This window comes from Deltaproteobacteria bacterium, assembly GCA_016875395.1.
GTDB lineage: Bacteria > Myxococcota_A > UBA9160 > UBA9160 > UBA6930 > VGRF01.
On record VGRF01000015.1, the window covers coordinates 94,450 to 110,667 of the forward strand.

At 69.3% G+C, this 16,218-nt stretch carries 16 protein-coding genes and 1 tRNA gene; 4 read left to right on the forward strand and 13 right to left on the reverse strand.

Annotated features, from left to right (window positions below; all coding sequences use genetic code 11):
• Nucleotides 1-126 precede the first annotated feature (126 nt).
• Complete coding sequence (locus FJ091_13005) at nt 127-618, reverse strand: prepilin-type N-terminal cleavage/methylation domain-containing protein (GenBank protein MBM4384268.1); 492 nt, start codon at nt 616-618, stop codon at nt 127-129.
• 210 nt (nt 619-828) lie between these two features.
• On the opposite strand from FJ091_13005, the gene FJ091_13010 reads away from it, so the two are divergent.
• A tRNA-Glu gene (locus tag FJ091_13010) sits at nt 829-904 on the forward strand.
• A gap of 87 nt (nt 905-991) precedes the next feature.
• Entirely contained in the window at nt 992-1,576 is a 585-nt protein-coding gene (locus FJ091_13015; protein MBM4384269.1) for a 3'-5' exonuclease, read from the forward strand.
• Here the strand turns inward: FJ091_13015 and FJ091_13020 are convergent.
• From FJ091_13020 to FJ091_13070, 11 genes are all read right to left on the reverse strand, one after another.
• Nucleotides 1,519-2,163, reverse strand: coding sequence for a hypothetical protein (locus FJ091_13020; GenBank protein MBM4384270.1), 645 nt, complete (start codon nt 2,161-2,163; stop codon nt 1,519-1,521). The two genes, FJ091_13015 and FJ091_13020, sit on opposite strands and share 58 nt — an antisense overlap.
• A 53-nt stretch (nt 2,164-2,216) precedes the next feature.
• The gene (locus FJ091_13025; GenBank protein MBM4384271.1) at nt 2,217-2,456 is read right to left on the reverse strand and encodes a hypothetical protein; all 240 of its coding nucleotides are present in this window, start codon (nt 2,454-2,456) and stop codon (nt 2,217-2,219) included.
• Nucleotides 2,453-3,022: a sigma-70 family RNA polymerase sigma factor gene (locus FJ091_13030; GenBank protein ID MBM4384272.1), complete on the reverse strand. Its 570-nt coding sequence runs from the start codon at nt 3,020-3,022 to the stop codon at nt 2,453-2,455. The genes FJ091_13025 and FJ091_13030 overlap by 4 nt, the downstream gene beginning before the upstream one ends.
• A 194-nt stretch (nt 3,023-3,216) precedes the next feature.
• The gene (locus tag FJ091_13035; protein ID MBM4384273.1) at nt 3,217-3,885 is read right to left on the reverse strand and encodes a sigma-70 family RNA polymerase sigma factor; all 669 of its coding nucleotides are present in this window, start codon (nt 3,883-3,885) and stop codon (nt 3,217-3,219) included.
• Nucleotides 3,886-4,251: 366 nt separating this feature from the next.
• Nucleotides 4,252-4,773, reverse strand: a complete 522-nt coding sequence (locus FJ091_13040; GenBank protein MBM4384274.1) for a hypothetical protein — start codon at nt 4,771-4,773, stop codon at nt 4,252-4,254.
• Nucleotides 4,770-7,508, reverse strand: coding sequence for a pyruvate, phosphate dikinase (locus FJ091_13045; protein MBM4384275.1), 2,739 nt, complete (start codon nt 7,506-7,508; stop codon nt 4,770-4,772). The genes FJ091_13040 and FJ091_13045 overlap by 4 nt, the downstream gene beginning before the upstream one ends.
• On the reverse strand, nt 7,499-8,797 hold the full coding sequence (locus tag FJ091_13050; GenBank protein MBM4384276.1) for a glycine--tRNA ligase: 1,299 nt from the start codon (nt 8,795-8,797) through the stop codon (nt 7,499-7,501). Before FJ091_13050 ends, FJ091_13045 begins: the two co-directional genes overlap by 10 nt.
• A 279-nt stretch (nt 8,798-9,076) precedes the next feature.
• The gene (gene recO / locus FJ091_13055; GenBank protein MBM4384277.1) at nt 9,077-9,844 is read right to left on the reverse strand and encodes a DNA repair protein RecO; all 768 of its coding nucleotides are present in this window, start codon (nt 9,842-9,844) and stop codon (nt 9,077-9,079) included.
• On the reverse strand, nt 9,825-10,676 hold the full coding sequence (locus tag FJ091_13060; protein MBM4384278.1) for a helix-turn-helix domain-containing protein: 852 nt from the start codon (nt 10,674-10,676) through the stop codon (nt 9,825-9,827). The genes recO and FJ091_13060 overlap by 20 nt, the downstream gene beginning before the upstream one ends.
• Complete coding sequence (locus FJ091_13065; protein ID MBM4384279.1) at nt 10,634-11,416, reverse strand: tetratricopeptide repeat protein; 783 nt, start codon at nt 11,414-11,416, stop codon at nt 10,634-10,636. The genes FJ091_13060 and FJ091_13065 overlap by 43 nt, the downstream gene beginning before the upstream one ends.
• 17 nt (nt 11,417-11,433) lie before the next feature.
• Complete coding sequence (locus FJ091_13070) at nt 11,434-12,165, reverse strand: hypothetical protein (GenBank protein ID MBM4384280.1); 732 nt, start codon at nt 12,163-12,165, stop codon at nt 11,434-11,436.
• Nucleotides 12,166-12,351: 186 nt separating this feature from the next.
• Here FJ091_13070 and FJ091_13075 point away from each other — a divergent pair, with 186 nt between their 5' ends.
• Both FJ091_13075 and FJ091_13080 read left to right on the forward strand, forming a co-directional pair.
• Nucleotides 12,352-14,247 carry a 2-oxoacid:acceptor oxidoreductase subunit alpha gene (locus FJ091_13075; protein MBM4384281.1) on the forward strand — a complete coding sequence of 632 codons (1,896 nt, stop codon included), beginning with the start codon at nt 12,352-12,354 and terminating at the stop codon, nt 14,245-14,247.
• Nucleotides 14,247-15,272 carry a 2-oxoacid:ferredoxin oxidoreductase subunit beta gene (locus tag FJ091_13080; protein MBM4384282.1) on the forward strand — a complete coding sequence of 342 codons (1,026 nt, stop codon included), beginning with the start codon at nt 14,247-14,249 and terminating at the stop codon, nt 15,270-15,272. Before FJ091_13075 ends, FJ091_13080 begins: the two co-directional genes overlap by 1 nt.
• A gap of 294 nt (nt 15,273-15,566) precedes the next feature.
• Here the strand turns inward: FJ091_13080 and FJ091_13085 are convergent.
• On the reverse strand, nt 15,567-16,218 hold a 652-nt coding region (locus FJ091_13085), incomplete at its 5' end, for a polyphosphate kinase 2 family protein (protein ID MBM4384283.1).

Sequence of the window (16,218 nt, forward strand, 5' to 3'; positions counted from 1 at the left end):
GGCGGGGCGGAATCGCGAGTGCCCGCGGCAACCGTGTGCGCCAGAGACACGAACGGGGCCAGAGCGTGAGCCCCGGCCCCGCCTCGGGACGCGCTGCACGATCGGGCGCGCCCCGCGAGCCTCCTCTCAGTACACGTTGTTCGGCGTGCAGAGCGCGACTTGGCCCGGCCCCCCGCAGCCGCCCGGAGGAACACCGTTCGTCGACTGACCTACGTCGAAGATGCGGGTGTTGTTGTCGTCGTCGAGATCGCTCTTCGCCGTCGCGAGGAACATGTTCGCGCCAGTGACGACGGTGTAGTTGAAGCGAACCTCTCCTTCGGGCGAGAAGCCGAGCTGGTCGAAGCCCGGTGCGATGGCGGGCCACGGAGCCGTCGTTCCGCCGAGAGCAGCGTCCGCCCGAGGCAACACGGCCGCGGCCACGTAGACATCGGCGGCGGCGCGGTAGGTCTCCTCCGCGGCGCGGATCGCGGCGAGATTCATCGCGCCCTCCGCGGTTTTCGAGCGGAGTTGGAACTGGAGGAAGCTCGGAATCGCGATCGCCGCGAGAGTCCCGACGATGGCGACGACGATCATCAGCTCGATCAGCGTGAAGCCTCCCGCCTGGTCGTGTCGGCGCATGGCGAGCCATCCCTACTGGTTGAGAGTCGACTCCCGAGGAGCAACTCGCGTGCCGACCGCTCAGCGATGCGCAGCTGCAGCGCGCGACCGCGCGCAGCGGCTCTCGCCTTCGCGGTCCTCCGCTCCGTTCGATCGCGCTCTTGCAGTGACGATTTCGGTCGCAGCGGCGCTTTCGCCGCCAAAACGTGGCCGCTAGCGTGCGCGCCCTTCGCTCCCTTCGTCTAGTGGCCTAGGACGTGGCCCTCTCAAGGCCGAAACATGGGTTCGACTCCCATAGGGAGCGCCACCACCGGCGCGCGGGCGGCCAAAGGGGATCAGCGGCGGCCGCGCGCCGCCCGCCGCATCCGCCAAGCACGAGGCTCGCGACAACGACATGGCCGACTTCGCGTTCGCTTTCCTTGATTGCGAGTTCGGCGGCCTCGACCCCGAGCTGCACGACATCACCGAGATTGGCGTGATCTTGACGGACGACCGCCTCGCCGAGTCGGTGGAGCGCGAGTGGAAGGTGATCGCGCGCGCCGAGCGCATCACGCCGTCCTCGATCGAGATCTCCGGCTACGACGCTGCCGTGTGGGCGAAGGAGGCGGTGCCGGTCCGCCAGGCGCTGACGGAGCTCGCCGCGATGCTGCCCAAGAACTGCAAGATCGTTCCAGCAGGTCAGAACGTGCGCATGGATGTCGCGTTTCTCGAGCGCGCGTACAAGAACTGCGGGATCGCGTGGCCGTTCGACTACCACGTGATCGATCTCGCGACGCTCTTCTACGCCTGGTCGCTCGTGGCGGGAGAGAAGGTGGAGGCGCTCTCACTGCGGCAGGCCGCGACCCGCGCGGGGCTCGCGCAGAACAAGGTCGCTCACCGCGCGCTCGCGGACGCACGCCTCACGCTCGAGACGTTCCGGCACTACGTCGGCCGGCTCTCGCTGCGCGAGCTGCGCGAAGAGGCGCCGCTACCGCTCTGAGGTCCGCTCGGCTCGCTGGTCGCGTAGCTGCGCCACTTCGCGACGGCGCTGCGGTCGATCCAGCCGAGCAGCGCGACTGCCACGCGCGCGAACAGGCTGCCCGGCGCGAACACGAGCGCGGAGCCGAAGTCGAGCAGCACGGGCGCGCCGTCCTCGCCCACGAGCACGTTGCCCTGGTGGCGCAGATCGAGGTGCACGACTCCGCACGCGTGCATCTCGGCGACCGCGGCTTCGAGCCGCGCGAAGAACTCCGGCGGCGTCTCGCGCGCGACGCTGCGCGAGAGCTTTGCGCCCGCGCGGTGCTCCACCGCGAACGCGAGCGCGTCGACGGCCCCGACGTAGCGCGGCACCGCCGCGTGCCCCGCCAGCGCGCGCCACGCCCGCTGCTCGCGGCGCGTGATCCAGCGCCCGAGCGTCGCGCGCACGAGCGCGCTGCGCGGCGCGAAGTCCTTCACCACGGCCCGCGCGCCCCCGAGCTCCCATGACGACACGTCGGGGTTCGCGAAGCCGCCGCGGCTCAGCAGCTGCGCGCTCGCGAGCTCGGCGCGCGTCGGGGCGCGCGGCGGAAGCGCGGGCTGCATCGGCATGGCGCGCATTCTCGGCGCACTGAGCGCGCGCCGCGACCTCGGGCCGCCGCTCGCTAGTGGTCGCGCTTTCGCCGCGACGGGTCGCCGTACTGCTCCTGCACCAGCGCCCACAAATCCTCGCGCAGCTCCTCGCGAAACTCGGGGCGCGCGTCATTCGGGTAGAGGTCGCCCTCGAGGAAGTCGGCCAGCTCCTCGGTCGTGAACTCCGCCGCGATCTCTCGCGCCGCGCCCGGGCGTCGGCTGCGAAGGCGAGAGAAGCGCTCGCTGATGCGCGCGAAGAGCGCCCACCTCATTCATCGCCCCCCTCGATCTCGGCCGCGTCGAACAACATGCGCTTGGCGCGATACAGCCCGGAACGAACTGCGTCGGCCGAGCGCTGCGTCCGGCGCGAGATCTCTTCGATCGTCAAGTCTTCGAGATGACGTAACCGAAACGCATCGAGCTGACAGGGAGCGAGCGTCCCCATGCGCCGCTCGATCTCGGCGCTGAGCCGCTCTTCGCGCACTCGCTCCTCCGGCGTGAACGTCCACTCGGGCGAAGCCGGCAGCACCGCAACGCCGCGCAGCATCCGCTCCTCCTTCGCGCTCTCTGCCTGCTGACGACGCACGTAGCTGAGCGCCGTGTTGCGAGCGATGCCGTAGATCCACGAAAGCGGCGACGAGCTATCTCCGTACCCCGACGCGGAGCGGAAGACCGCGGTGAACACTTCCTGCGTGAGCTCTTCGGCGTCGGCGCGGCTGCGCACGCGCAGTGCGAGGTAGCTGTAGATGCGAGCGAAGTAGCGGTCGTAGAGCACGTTGAAGTGCGCCTCGCTACCGGCTCTCAGCCCGTCGAACAGCGCTTCGTCGCCGAGGGCCACGAGGCTCTCCGCGCAATCGCTCCGCGCGGCCACGCGCTCACGAGCGCCTGGCTTCCGACCTGCCACGACTCGAGTCCCCCAGGCGAGCCGCGTCCCTGGCGCGGCTCTCCGCGCAGGAAGTGGTACGGGAGGGGCAGAAGTGGCACAGAAAGGTGCAACTCGTGCTCACGGAACGATCTCGTGAGCGTGGGTCGCTACGCGCGCAGCACCTGCTCGAGTCCCGGCGCGGCCTGCGCGATCGCGCGCCGCATGCGGTAGAGGTTGGCCTTCACGGCGTCCTCTGACTTGCCGAGCGCCTCCGCGATCGAGCGAATCGACTGCCGGCGCAGGTGCTTCAGGTGGAAGATTCGGCGCTGAAGCGGAGTCAGGCGGTGCTCGATCGCCTCTTCGCACTGCGGCAGAAGGATGCGCGCCTGGACCTGCTCGTCGGCGGGAGCATCGGGCGACGCGGCGTGGAAGGTCTCGGGATCGATCGACTCCATCCACGGCCGGGCGCCCCTGAAGCGGCGGTTCACCTTGTTGCGCGCAATCCCGAAAATCCAAACGAGCAGGCTGGAGTTGCCCTGGTAGCTGCGCAGCGCGCGAAACACCGTGACGAACACTTCCTGCGTCACGTCCTCCGCCTCGCCGGCGTCGCGCATGCGCTTCAGCGCGAAGCGGTACACGCGCGGGAAGTAGGCCTCGTAGAGCATCTCGAAGTGCGCGCGGCTGCCCGCGAGGATGTGCGCGACGAGCTCACTGTCGCTTTCCCACGCGACGTTGCGTCGGCGGCTCGGGCGCGAAGGCGCAGCGCTCCGCTTCGGGGTCGCGGAGCGATTCGTGGACGAGCTCGGGGAGCGCTCGGGGCTTTCGGAGGTGAACAAGGGGGTACTCCCTGGCGGGTGGGGGCTTCTCTGGGGGGTGGGGACGTCGTCCCGGGGAGATGCGGGAGCAACGGTCGTGCCAGCTGCGCACCATACGCTTCCTGCAAGACCTTTTGCGTGCAATCTCAATGAGCTTGGTGACTGAAACGCACGAACCTGTTCCCTACGCATGACTTTTCGGGTGTGAAACGCCGTTCCGCAGGGAGTGAACGCGCCTTCGTCGTGGGGTGCGCCAGAGCGTCTCACGCGAGAAGCCTCGAGCGCTGTGAGGCAATTCGCAGCGCGAAACGGGTCAGACGCGTGACCGAACCGCCGCCATCGCGGCCAATTAGGGTCTGGCACGAAGTGGCCGCGATCGGCGCTCGGCTAGATGCGGCCCGGCGCGATCCACCAGCGCTCGCCGACGCGCTCCCACTTGTCCTCGCGCACGAGGTCGACGTCGGTCCAGCGCAGCGGGCGGCTGTTGTCGCCGACGAAGCGCGTCGTGACGACGGCCTTGCCCGGCCCGTCGGAGCGCACCTCGACGATCTCGATCGCGAGGGGCCGCAGGCGCTTGAAGTGCGCCCAGCGCAGCTGGCCCGTCATGTTCGCGTAGAAGTCGGCGTACGCAGATTCCGTGCGGAAGTACGCGCCGAGCTTCGGGTCCATGAACGTGTTGCGGTCGTTGAAACGGCGCAGCGCGAGGCGCGAATAGAAGCCGTGCGCGTACGCGAAGAAGTCGGTGAGATCCGCGGCGCTCGTCTCGACGAGGCCCTGACTCAGGTCGGGCCCCGCCGGCTTCGCCACCTCGGGGCCCGGCCGCACCCAGGCGGTCGCCTTGCGCCAAGTCGCGCATCCCGCGAGCGGCGTGAGGCTCAGGGCGATCAGCAGGACTGCGAGTTTCTTCATGTGCGTTTCGCCCTCTTCGCCGCGAGCTGCTCGGCCGCCGCCTGCGCCGCCGCGAGCCGGGCCACCGGCACGCGGAAGGGCGAGCACGACACGTAGTCGAAACCCAGCCGCGCGCAGAAGCGCACGCTCTTGGGATCCCCTCCGTGCTCGCCGCAGATGCCCACCTTGAGATCGCCGCGCACGCGCCGACCGTTCTCGAGACCGATGCGCATCAGCGCGCCAATGCCCTCTTCGTCGACGGATACGAACGGGTCGTCCGTGAGAATTCCGCGGTCGACGTAGTCGGGCAGGAACTTGCCGGCGTCGTCGCGCGAGAGGGCGTAGCCGGTCTGCGTGAGGTCGTTCGTGCCGAACGAGAAGAAGTCCGCCAGCTCCGCGAGCTGATCCGCGATCAGCGCAGCGCGCGGCACTTCGATCATCGTGCCGATCGTCGGCTTCACCTTCGCGCCGGGGCGCTCACGCAGCACCGCCGCGGTCTCGTCTTCCACGAGCTTCCGCAACAAGGCGAGCTCACCACGGTGCGCGATCAGCGGCAGCATGATCTCGGGCTGCACGCGCCCGCGCGCGCCGCCCACTTCGCAGGCGGCCTCGACGATCGCGCGCGTTTGCATGCGGTAGATCTCGGGGAACGAGATGCCGAGCCGGCAGCCGCGATGACCGAGCATCGGGTTGAACTCGCTCAGCTCCTCGACCTTCGCGCGCACCATCGCCGCGCTCTCGCCGAGCGCCTCGGCGACCTCGTGAATCTCGTCGTCGCCGTGCGGCAGGAACTCGTGCAGCGGCGGGTCGAGCAGACGAATCGTCACGGGCAGGCCCGCCATCGCGCGGAAGATTCCCGCGAAGTCGCCGCGCTGCATCGGCAGCAGCTTCGCGAGCGCCCGCTCACGCGCCGCCAGGTCGGGCGCGAGGATCATCTCGCGCACGGCGAGAATGCGGCTCGGCTCGAAGAACATGTGCTCCGTGCGGCACAGCCCGATGCCTTCGGCGCCGAAGCGCCGCGCGAGCTCGGCGTCCGCCGGCGTGTCGGCGTTCGTGCGCACCTTCACGACGCGGATCGCGTCGGCCCAGCGCATCAGATCCGAGAACGAGCCGCCGAGCTCGGGCGTCACCGTCGGCACTTGGCCGCGGAACACTTCGCCGCTCGCGCCGTCGAGCGTGATCCAGTCGCCCGCCGCGAGCACTTGGCCGCCCACGCGCACCTCGCGCGTCGCAGCGTCGATGCGCAGCGCGCCGCAGCCCGCGACGCAGCTCTTGCCCATGCCGCGCGCGACGACCGCTGCATGCGAGGTCATGCCGCCGCGCGCGGTGAGAATGCCCTCGGCGGCGTGCATGCCGTGAATGTCGTCGGGCGAAGTCTCGATGCGCACGAGCACGACCTTGTCGCCGGCCTTCGCGCGCTGCTCCGCCTCGTCGGCGCTCAGCACGATGCGGCCCACCGCGGCGCCGGGCGATGCGGGCAAGCCCTTCGCGATCAGCTCCTTCGCGGCGTCGGGATCGAGCGTCGGATGCAGCAGCTTCTCGAGCGACTCCGGCGCGACGCGAGTCACCGCCACGTCCTTCGAGATCAGGCCTTCCTTCGCCATGTCGACGGCGATCTTCACGGCCGCCTTCACGGTGCGCTTGCCGGTGCGCGTCTGCAGCATCCAGAGCTTCCCGCGCTCGATCGTGAACTCGATGTCCTGCATCTCTCGGTAGTGCTTCTCGAGCCGCAGCTGGACCCGTAACAACTCCTTGTATGCGCGCGGCATCTCCTGCTCGAGCGTCGGCAGGTGCTGAGACTCCGCAGTGCGGCTGCCCTTGTTGATGGGCTGCGGCGTGCGGATGCCCGCCACCACGTCCTCGCCCTGCGCGTTCTTCAAATACTCGCCGTAGAAGACGCGGTCGCCCGTAGACGGGTTGCGCGTGAAGGCGACGCCCGTCGCGCAGTCGTCGCCCATGTTTCCGAACACCATCGCCTGCACGTTGACGGCGGTGCCCCAGCTCTCGGGAATCGCGTGAATCTCGCGGTACTTCTTCGCGCGGTCGTTCTGCCACGAACGAAACACCGCAGCGACCGCGCCCCACAGCTGCTCGTGCGGATCCTGCGGAAACGGCTTGCCGGTCACGTCGCGCACGATCTCGAGGTACTCGGCGACGAGCTGCTTCAGATCGTCCGCGCCGAGCTCCGTGTCCTGGAAGACGCCGCGCTGCTCCTTCAGCTCGTCGAGGCGCGTCTCGAAGCGCTCGTGCGGGACGTTCTCCACGACGTCGCCGTACATCTGGATGAAGCGGCGGTAGCTGTCGTACGCGAAGCGCGGGCCGGCCTGCGCGGCGAGGCCCTCGGCCGTCGCGTCGTTGAGGCCGAGGTTCAAGATCGTGTCCATCATGCCCGGCATCGAGGCGCGCGCTCCGGAGCGCACGGAAACGAGCAGCGGGTTCGCAGCGTCGCCGAACTTCTTCTCGACGAAGCGTTCGATCTTGGCGAGCGCCTCGAGGACGTCGCGCTTCACCGCGTCGGGAATCTTGCCGCCACGCGCGTTGAACTCGGTGCAGATCTCGGTCGAGATCGTGAAGCCGGGCGGCACCGGCACGCCGAGCCGCGTCATCTCGGCCAGGTTCGCGCCCTTCCCGCCCAACAACTCCTTCATGGCGCCGCTGCCCTGCGCCTGGCCGTTGCCGAAGAAGAAGACGGCGCGAGCGGTCTTCGCGCTGCGCGGCGTCGCCTGCTTCTTCGCCGCGCGCTTCTTCACCGCCATCCTTCGAGCCGCTCCTCGAGATACCCGCGCAGCGAGTCGAGCGAGACGCGGTCCTGCGTCATCGCATCGCGCTCGCGCACAGTCACCTTGGCGTCCGTATCCGAGTCGAAGTCGTAGGTGACGCAGTACGGCGTGCCCACTTCGTCTTGGCGGCGATAGCGGCGCCCGATGTTGCCCGCGTCGTCGTGGAACACGTTCCAGCGCTTGCGCAGATCCGCCGCGATGCGCTGTGTCTTCTCGCTGAGCTTCTTCGAGAGCGGCAGCACCGCGGCCTTGATCGGCGCGACGACGGGCGCGAGGCGCAGCACGGTGCGCGTCTCGCCGTCGGGCAGCTTCTCTTCCGCGTAGCCGTTGCAGAGCAGCGCGAGCGCAGTGCGGTCCACGCCGACCGAGGTCTCGACGACCGCGGGCACGAAGCGCTCCTTGGTCTCTTCGATGGTGACGGAGAGATCCTTGCCCGAGAACTCGGCGTGCTGCGTGAGGTCGAAGCTGCCGCGATCGTGGATGCCCTCGATCTCCTGCCAACCGAACGGGAACAGGAACTCGATGTCGACGGCGGCCTTCGCGTAATGCGCGAGCGTCGTGTGCGGAATGATGCGCAGCTGATCCGCGCCCATGCCGAGATCGCGGTGGAACTGGATGCGCAAGTCGCGCCAGTGCTCGAACCACTTCGCGCTCTCGCCCGGGTGGCAGAAGAACTCCATCTCGGCCTGCTCGAACTCGCGCGAGCGGAAGGTGAAGTTGCGCGGGTTGATCTCGTTGCGGAACGCCTTGCCGATCTGCGCGATCCCGAACGGGATTTTCTGGCGCCCCGCTTCACGCACGCGGCGGAAGTCCGTGAAGATCGAGCCGCACGTCTCGGCGCGGAGGTACGCGACGGCCGATGCGTCCGACGACGCGCCGATCTGCGTGCTCAGCATCAGGTTGAAGGCGCGCGGCTCGGTGAAGTCGTGCTGCGAGGTGCCCTCGCGCGCGTCGCAGCCCGCGATGCCGTCGAGTTGGTCCGCGCGAAAGCGCTTCTTGCACGCGCGGCAGTCGACCATCGGGTCGCTGAAGTTCGCGACGTGGCCGGACGCCTCCCACGTGCGCGGGTGCGTGATGATCGCGCTGTCGATGCCCTCGATGTCCTCGCGATCGCGCACCATGCGCTGCCACCAAAACGCCTTCAGGTTGTTCTTCAGCTCGACGCCGAGCGGCCCGTAGTCCCAGAAGCCGTTGATCCCGCCGTAGATCTCGCCGCTTTGAAAGATGAAGCCGCGGCGGGCGCAGAGAGAGACGATCTCGTCCATACGGACGGCGGGGCGGACGGCGGGGGCGGCAGTCATTCGAGGAAGCTTCCCGAAAAGGGGCGCAGTCTCTCGTCAGGCCTGGGGGGTGTCAACGAGAGGACCGAGCCCCGCGCCGGCGGCTCTGCACCTGTCATCGAAACGCGGGCTCGATGTGTGCCGCAAGCCGCGAGCGCCCAGGCAGGTACGTCCTCGACGCGTAACGCGGCGCGCAGCGAGCCGGAGTCTGCGGAGGCGAGCGAAGCCAAAGGAACTCCGAGACGGCGTGAGGAAACGCCGCGACTACCTCTCGAGCTGCGCAGTGACGAACGCCTCGCTTCTCAGCTCGACGCCGACGTGGAAGCGCAGAAAGCGGCCGATCACGGTCTGGGCTTCCTCGAGCGCTCGTTCGCCCAGCGCGATGCGGCCGGTGTGCGCGAGGGGGAACGCGAGGCTTTGGTCGAGGGCGCGCAGCGTTCCCAAGTGGATGGGGATGCCCTGCTCGTGCGGCCGTGTGCAGCGCTCGCAGATGGCGCCGCCTTCGGCGATCCAGAACTGCGCACGCGGGGTCGTGATCGCGTTGCCGCAGCGCACGCAGCTCGCAAGCTCGGGGCGCAGGCCGACGGCGGCGAGCAGGCGCAGCTCGAGGAGTGCGCGCAGGCGCGGCGTGGGGGGGAGCGCGTCGATGGCGCCGAGCGCATCGAGGGCGAAGCGATAGAGCGCGGCGAGATCGCCGCGCCGGCCGCCTTCGGGCGCGAGGCGGTCGAGCAGCTCGAGCACGTAACAACCGAGCGCGAAGCGGCCGGCGTTCTCGCGCACGCCGTGGAAGGCGCGGATCAGCTTCGCGTGCTCGAGCCGCGCGAGTTGCGCGACGCCGCGTTTGCGCTCTAGCGAGATGCTCAGCTGATTGAAGAAATCGAGCGTGCCCGGGAAGCGCTTCACGCTGCGGCGCGCGCCCTTCGCGATCGCCGCGATGCGGCCGGTCTCGGGCGTGAGCAAGTGAACGACGCGATCGGACTCGCCGAGATCGACGGCGCGCAGAACGAGCGCCTCAGTCGTGAGCTTCTGCATCGGGCTCGCTAGCGGAGTCGGCAGGAAGCGGCGCAGGCTCGCTCACCGGCGCGGCGGTCGCCGAAGCGCTGAGCGCCGGCGCCGCGTTGGCGGCGCCTCGCGCGGGCGCAGGCGGAGCCGACGGCGGCGGCGCTTCAGTCTCTGCGCGCGACGTCGATGCGGGAGGCGCTGGCGGCGGCGCGGGTGCGCTCGCGACGGGCGTGGCCGCCGGAGGTGCGGACTGCGTGGGCGCGCGCTGCACCGCGGCGACCGCGGGCGCCCCCTCGCTCGCGACTTCGGTCTCGGCGACCGGCTCCGCGACACGAGCGGGCTCGAGCGCGATCACCGCGGCGCGGGCTCCGAGGTCGCTCGCCGCGATGCCGCGCGCCTGCGCGAGCTCGCGCACGTAGTCGCGGCGCACGGGCAGCTCGCCGTCGCGCGCAGCGAAGGCGGGCGCCGGCGGCGCGAACACGCGCGCGGCCGCGAACAGCGTCACGACCACGAGCGCTGCGACCGCAGCGAGCGCCGCCGCGACGCGCTCCCAGCGCGGACCGCCACGGATCTGCGCGTCGGGCTCGGGCAGCATGCGCGCCACCGCGTCGTCGGGATCGAGCCCGTTCGCTTCGGCGACGGTGCGGACGAATCCGCGCGAGAACCCGTCGGGCGAGTGATCGAACGCGCCCGCTTCGAGGCGCTCGAGCGAGCGGCGCGGGATGCGCGTTCGCGCGGCGAGGTCGTCGAGGTCGACGCCGCGCAGCTTTCGCTGCTGCGCGAGGTAGCGCCCGATCGGCTCGCGGTCGTCGGCCGCGCCTACTGCAGCCGCTTCAGGTACTCCACGGACGCCCTGCCCCATTCGCCTTCCGGGTTCCGCTCGCGCACCGCGAGCAAGTGACGAATCGCGCGGCCTTGGTCGCCGCGCGCGTCGTAGATCTCGGCCGTGCGGTAGTTCGCTTCCGCCTCGCCCAGCGTGCCCGCGCCGTGCTTCAGCACGATCGCGTAGTGCGCAAGCGCAGCGTCTCGATCGCCCAGCTGCAGAGCCAAGTTGCCGAGGTTGAGATGCACGCGCCACTCGTTGGGCCGGAAGTCCGACGCCATCTCGAGCGAGACGCGCGCATACTCGAGCTTGCCGAGCTTCAGCTGCGCGATGCCCTTGTTGAGGAGCGGCATCCACACGTCCGCGAACGTCGCGTCGTCGATCAGCACCTGCGCGTGGCGAATCGAGTCCTCGTAGCGCGCGAGCTGGATGTAGAGCGCCGAGAGCGTGAGGTGCGCCTTCTGGAAGCTCGCGTCGATCGCGAGCGCCTCCTTCAGCTCGTGCTCGGCTTCGGCGAGGAGGCCCCGCACTCGGTACGCCTCCCCGAGCGCCAGCCGAATCTCCGCGTTGTTGGGATCGAGGCTGACGGCGAAGCGCAGGTCGCGGATCGCCTGCGGGAGCTTGCCTTCGCGCAGATGGCCCTGTCCCTGACTGAAGCGCGAGAGCGCGAGGCGCTTCGAGTCCTCGCTGACTTCCGGGCGCTTCGTGGACTGGGAGGTCGCGCAGCCGGCGAGCGTGGCGAGCGCGACGGCGAGCGCGAGTGCGACGAGCTTCGACATGCGGAGCCTCCTCGAGTTCAAAACGAAGTGAGCAGCCGGCGGAGCAGCAGCTTGCGCTCCTCCTCCGGCGAGCGGCGTTTCACGAGCTGGAGCTTTGCGAGCGGCTGACGAATCGGTCCTTTGCGCGCGGCGGGAGCCGGCGCGGAAGCTGGCGGGCGCGCGGGGCGCGGGGCGGCCGGCCCGTCGTGCGCGCGGAACTTCGAGAGCATGCGCTTCGCGGGCGCTGCGGCCGGCGCAAAGGGCGGCTTCGGCTCGCCCGGTCGTGGCCCCTCCTCGACGGGTTCGAGGAGAAGGTCGCCGAGCTCGAGCTCGGGCATCTCGTCGCTGCCTAACAACTCGTCGCTGCCCCCGCCGAACAGCTTGGCGCCGGACGAGAGCGCCGGGGCCTCGCCGGCGAACCACGCTCGCCAGGCCTTGCCCGCTTCGGCGCCCTCCAGCGAGCCCTCGTCGAAGATGAAGCCGAGGCTCTCCGCGAAGGTCAGCGCAGCGTCGGCCGCGACCGCGAGATCGTCCTCGCTCGTCAGCTCGCCGTCGAAGCTCCAGTACGCGATTTCGCCGCTCGCTTGCGAGCGCACACCGACCGTCGCGTCCATCAGCCCGCGCGTGTCGCGGTGCACCACGATCACCGCTCGGCCCGGCGCGGCCGGCAGGTCCGGAGTCGCGAGCACGGGCGTGTTCAGCGAGACGCGCAGTGCGCGCACTCGCTCGCCCGACACCTCGAGAGGCCGCAGCCGGCGGAGGAAGTACATGGCCGTCGTTTCGGCTCACGAGGCGGCAAGCTTGAGTCACGAATCGGCAGCGATCGCGCCGAAGGCCGCTGGAACAAAGGCGAATCGCGCGGGGGTCGCCTGCCGGGCCGTCGGTTTGGGGAGGCTGCGGGGTCCGACCCTGCGTTTTCGGCCGCCCCACCCGCGCTGACCCGAAGTCTGGATACAATGCGCGACCCTGCGCAGCCGGCTGTGGCGCGCATACCTCTAGGAGCAGACACACCCGTGTCCGAACACAAAAAGCCGGTCGAAGAGATCGAGCGCGTAGCGGTTCGTTTCGCAGGCGACTCGGGCGACGGCATCCAGCTGACCGGCACGAAGTTCACCGAGGCCACCGCCCTCGCGGGCAACGACCTCAGCACCTTCCCCGACTTCCCCGCCGAGATTCGCGCCCCTGCGGGCTCGCTGGCCGGCGTCTCCGGCTTCCAGATTCACTTCGCATCGAGCGACATCCGCACGCCCGCCGACCAGCCCGACGTGCTCGTGGCGCTGAACCCCGCCGCTCTGCGCGCGAACATCGAAGACCTGCGCCCCGGCGGCATGCTCGTCATCAACAGCGACGCATTCGTCACGAAGAACATCGAGCGCGCGGGTTATCAGGGCGATCCACTGCCCGCGCTGCGCTCGAAGTTCCGCGTGGTCGAAGTGCCCTTCAGCAAGCTCACCGCGAAGGCGCTCGAAGATCTGAAGATGGGCACGCGCGACGCGGAGCGCTCGAAGAACTTCTTCGGCCTCGGTCTCGTGTATTGGCTCTACAACCGGCCGATCGAACCGACGCTGCGCTGGCTCGAGTCGCGCTTCAAGGGCGAGATTCGCGAGGCGAACATTCGCGCGCTCAAGGCCGGCCTGAACTTCGGCGAGACGACTGAGCTGTTCCCGACGTCGTTCGCGATTCCGAAGGCGAAGATCCAGCCGGGCACGTATCGCAACATCACCGGCAACGTCGCGCTCGCGTACGGGATCGTCGCCGCCGGGCAGTGCCTCGAGAAGCCCGTGTTCCTCGGGGCGTATCCGATCACGCCGGCGAGCGACGTGCTCCACGAGCTGTCCGCGTACCGCAACTTCAACGTGCGCACGTTCCAGGCCGAGGATGAGATCGCGGCCGCGAGCGTCGCGATCGGCGCCGCCTACGCGGGCCATCTCGGCATGTGCACCACGAGCGGCCCCGGCTTCATCCTGAAGCAGGAAGCCGTCGGCCTCGCGGTGATGACCGAGCTGCCGTCCGTGATCATCGACATCCAGCGCGCGGGTCCGTCGACGGGCTTGCCCACCAAGACCGAGCAGGCCGACCTGCTCGCCGCGATGTACGGCCGCAACAGCGAGAGCCCGCTGCCGATCCTCGCAGCGGCGACGCCCGGCGACTGCTTCCACATCATGATCGAAGCCGCGCAGATGGCGGTGAAGTACATGACGCCCGTGGTCGTGCTGAGCGACGGCTACATCGCGAACAGCTCGGAGCCGTGGCTGATCCCCGACGTGAAGACGCTGCCCCGCGTGAAGGTGCAGCACCGCACGGAGCCCGAAGGCTTCTTCCCGTACCTGCGCAACGAAGAGACGCTCGCTCGCCCCTGGGCGATCCCGGGCACGCCCGGGCTCGAGCACCGCATCGGCGGCCTCGAGAAGGAGGAGAAGACGGGCAACGTCTCGTACACGCCGCAGAACCACGGCCGCATGGGCTTCCTGCGCGCCGAGAAGATTCGGCGCATCGCGAACGATCTGCCGCCGGTGGAGATCAACGGCGCGGATCGCGGCGAGCTACTCGTCGTCGGCTGGGGCGGCACGCACGGCGCGATCACGTCCGCGGTGAACGATGCGCGCGCGGCAGGTCAGGATGTGTCGAGCATCCACATCCGCCACCTGCACCCGTTCCCGCTGAACCTCGGCGACGTGCTGAAGCGCTTCAAACAAGTGCTCGTGTGCGAGCTCAACGGCGGCCAGCTCTGGCGCCTGCTCCGCGCCGAGTACCTCGTGCCGGCCGAGAGCCTGTCGAAGGTCGTGGGCCAACCGTTCAAAGTGGGCGAGATCCGCGCCCGCATCAACCAAATGCTCGGAGGCAAAGCCTAATGGCTGCCGCTGCAACGCTCTCTCGCAAGGACTTCGTCAGCGATCAGGACGTGCGCTGGTGCCCCGGCTGCGGGGACTACTCGATTCTCGCGAACGTGCAGAAGGTGATGCCGGAGCTCGGCGTGCCGCGCGAGAACGTCGTGTTCGTGTCGGGCATCGGCTGCTCGAGCCGCTTCCCCTACTACATGAACACGTACGGGTTCCACACCATCCACGGCCGCGCGCCGGCGTTCGCGTCGGGCATCAAGTCGGCGCGGCCCGAGCTCAGCGTGTGGGTTGTTACGGGCGACGGCGACGGGCTCTCGATCGGCGGCAACCACCTGCTGCACGTGATCCGCCGCAACATCAATCTGCAGATCCTGCTCTTCAACAACCGCATCTACGGCCTCACCAAGGGCCAGTACTCGCCGACCTCGAAGCTCGGCTCGAAGTCGAAGTCGACGCCCGCGGGCACGATCGATCACCCGGTGGATCCGATCTCGTTCGCGCTCGGCGCGGGCGCGACGTTCGTGGCGCGCACCGTCGACGTCGACGCCGCGCACTCGCAGGAGATGCTGCTGCGCGCACATCAGCACAAGGGCACCGCGTTCGTGGAGATTCTCCAGAACTGCCCCGTGTACAACGACAACGAGTGGCTCGAGATCGAGGACCGCAAGACGCGCGCCGAGGCGGGGCTCGTGCTCGAGCACGGCAAGCCGCTCGTGTGGGGGCCGAAGGGCCAGAAGCGCGGCATCAAGATCACCGACGGCGTGCCCTCGATCGTCGAGCTCGCCGAGGGCGAGGATCCCGTCGCGAAGGGCGTCGCAGTGCACAACGAGAAGCACGCGAGCGCGGCCTACGCGTTCGCGCTCGCCTCGCTGGCGCGACCGGAGTTCCCGATGCCGCTCGGCGTGCTGCGCGCGGTCGAGAAGAGCACCTACGAGGACATGCTCGACGCGCAGGTCACCGGCGCCCTCAACAAGCAGGGCCCCGGCGATCTGCAGAAGCTGCTGATGAGCGCCGACACGTGGACGGTCGGCGGCTGACGCGGAAGCCGTCAGGTAGCCAACAAGGGGCGGGCTGCGGCGACGCGGTCCGCCTCTGCCTTTTCTGAGCGGCACCGCGGCCGAAACATCGAGTTACACCGCGCGCGTCTCGCCGTGGCGGGACTTTGGCCCGCGAGCTTCGCGATGAACGCACGCACGCAGCCTCGCCGTCACGCGCCTCGAGCGAGCCAGCGGCGTGCGGCCGATCGCGAGCTCACGGCGCGTACAGCGCGCTGACGGTGCGGCTGCCGTTCAGCGTCACTCCGCGAGCGCGCGGCGCCGTAACAACTCGGCTCAGCGCTCGCGCACGAGCTTCCTGCGCGCCGCAGCGAACTCCCCCAACTCCTGCTTCGAAAGCTTCGGATACGCGAGGCCGAGCCCCTCGAGCGCGTCGACCATGGCCGCGCCGACGATCAGCCGCGTGTACCACTTGTTGTCTGCGGGCACGACGTACCACGGCGACTCCGCCGTCGCGGTCGCGCGAATCGCATCCTCGAACGCGCGCTGGTAGTCGTTCCAGTGCTTGCGCAGGCCCACGTCGCCGAGGCGGAACTTCCAGTTCTTGCCCGGCACGTCGATGCGCGCGAGCAGCCGCTTCTTCTGCTCCGCCTTCGACACGTTCAGGAAGAACTTGCGGATCACGATGCCCTGCCGCGTCGCATAGCGCTCGAAGGCCGCGATGTCCTCGAAGCGCTCCTTCCAGATCGACTTCGTCACCAGCTCCGGCGGCAGCTTCTGATTCGCGAGCACCTCGCGGTGCACGCGCGCGACGAGCACTTCCTCGTAATAGGAGCGATTGAAGATCCCGATCCGCCCGCGCTCGGGCAGCGCGCGAAAACAGCGCCACATGTAATCGTGATCGAGCTCCTCTTCGGACGGCTTGCGGAACGAGAAGACCTGGCAGCCCTGCGGGTTCACCCCCGACATGACTTCGCGGATCGTCGTG

Coding starts and splice junctions, on each gene's coding strand:
- FJ091_13005 (MBM4384268.1), bottom strand. CDS start 618: ATGCGCCGACACGACCAGGCGGGAGGCTTCACGCTGATCGAGCTGATG.
- FJ091_13015 (MBM4384269.1), top strand. CDS start 992: ATGGCCGACTTCGCGTTCGCTTTCCTTGATTGCGAGTTCGGCGGCCTC.
- FJ091_13020 (MBM4384270.1), bottom strand. CDS start 2,163: ATGCCGATGCAGCCCGCGCTTCCGCCGCGCGCCCCGACGCGCGCCGAG.
- FJ091_13025 (MBM4384271.1), bottom strand. CDS start 2,456: ATGAGGTGGGCGCTCTTCGCGCGCATCAGCGAGCGCTTCTCTCGCCTT.
- FJ091_13040 (MBM4384274.1), bottom strand. CDS start 4,773: ATGAAGAAACTCGCAGTCCTGCTGATCGCCCTGAGCCTCACGCCGCTC.
- FJ091_13045 (MBM4384275.1), bottom strand. CDS start 7,508: ATGGCGGTGAAGAAGCGCGCGGCGAAGAAGCAGGCGACGCCGCGCAGC.
- FJ091_13050 (MBM4384276.1), bottom strand. CDS start 8,797: ATGGACGAGATCGTCTCTCTCTGCGCCCGCCGCGGCTTCATCTTTCAA.
- recO (MBM4384277.1), bottom strand. CDS start 9,844: ATGCAGAAGCTCACGACTGAGGCGCTCGTTCTGCGCGCCGTCGATCTC.
- FJ091_13060 (MBM4384278.1), bottom strand. CDS start 10,676: ATGGGGCAGGGCGTCCGTGGAGTACCTGAAGCGGCTGCAGTAGGCGCG.
- FJ091_13065 (MBM4384279.1), bottom strand. CDS start 11,416: ATGTCGAAGCTCGTCGCACTCGCGCTCGCCGTCGCGCTCGCCACGCTC.
- FJ091_13070 (MBM4384280.1), bottom strand. CDS start 12,165: ATGTACTTCCTCCGCCGGCTGCGGCCTCTCGAGGTGTCGGGCGAGCGA.
- FJ091_13075 (MBM4384281.1), top strand. CDS start 12,352: ATGCGCGACCCTGCGCAGCCGGCTGTGGCGCGCATACCTCTAGGAGCA.
- FJ091_13080 (MBM4384282.1), top strand. CDS start 14,247: ATGGCTGCCGCTGCAACGCTCTCTCGCAAGGACTTCGTCAGCGATCAG.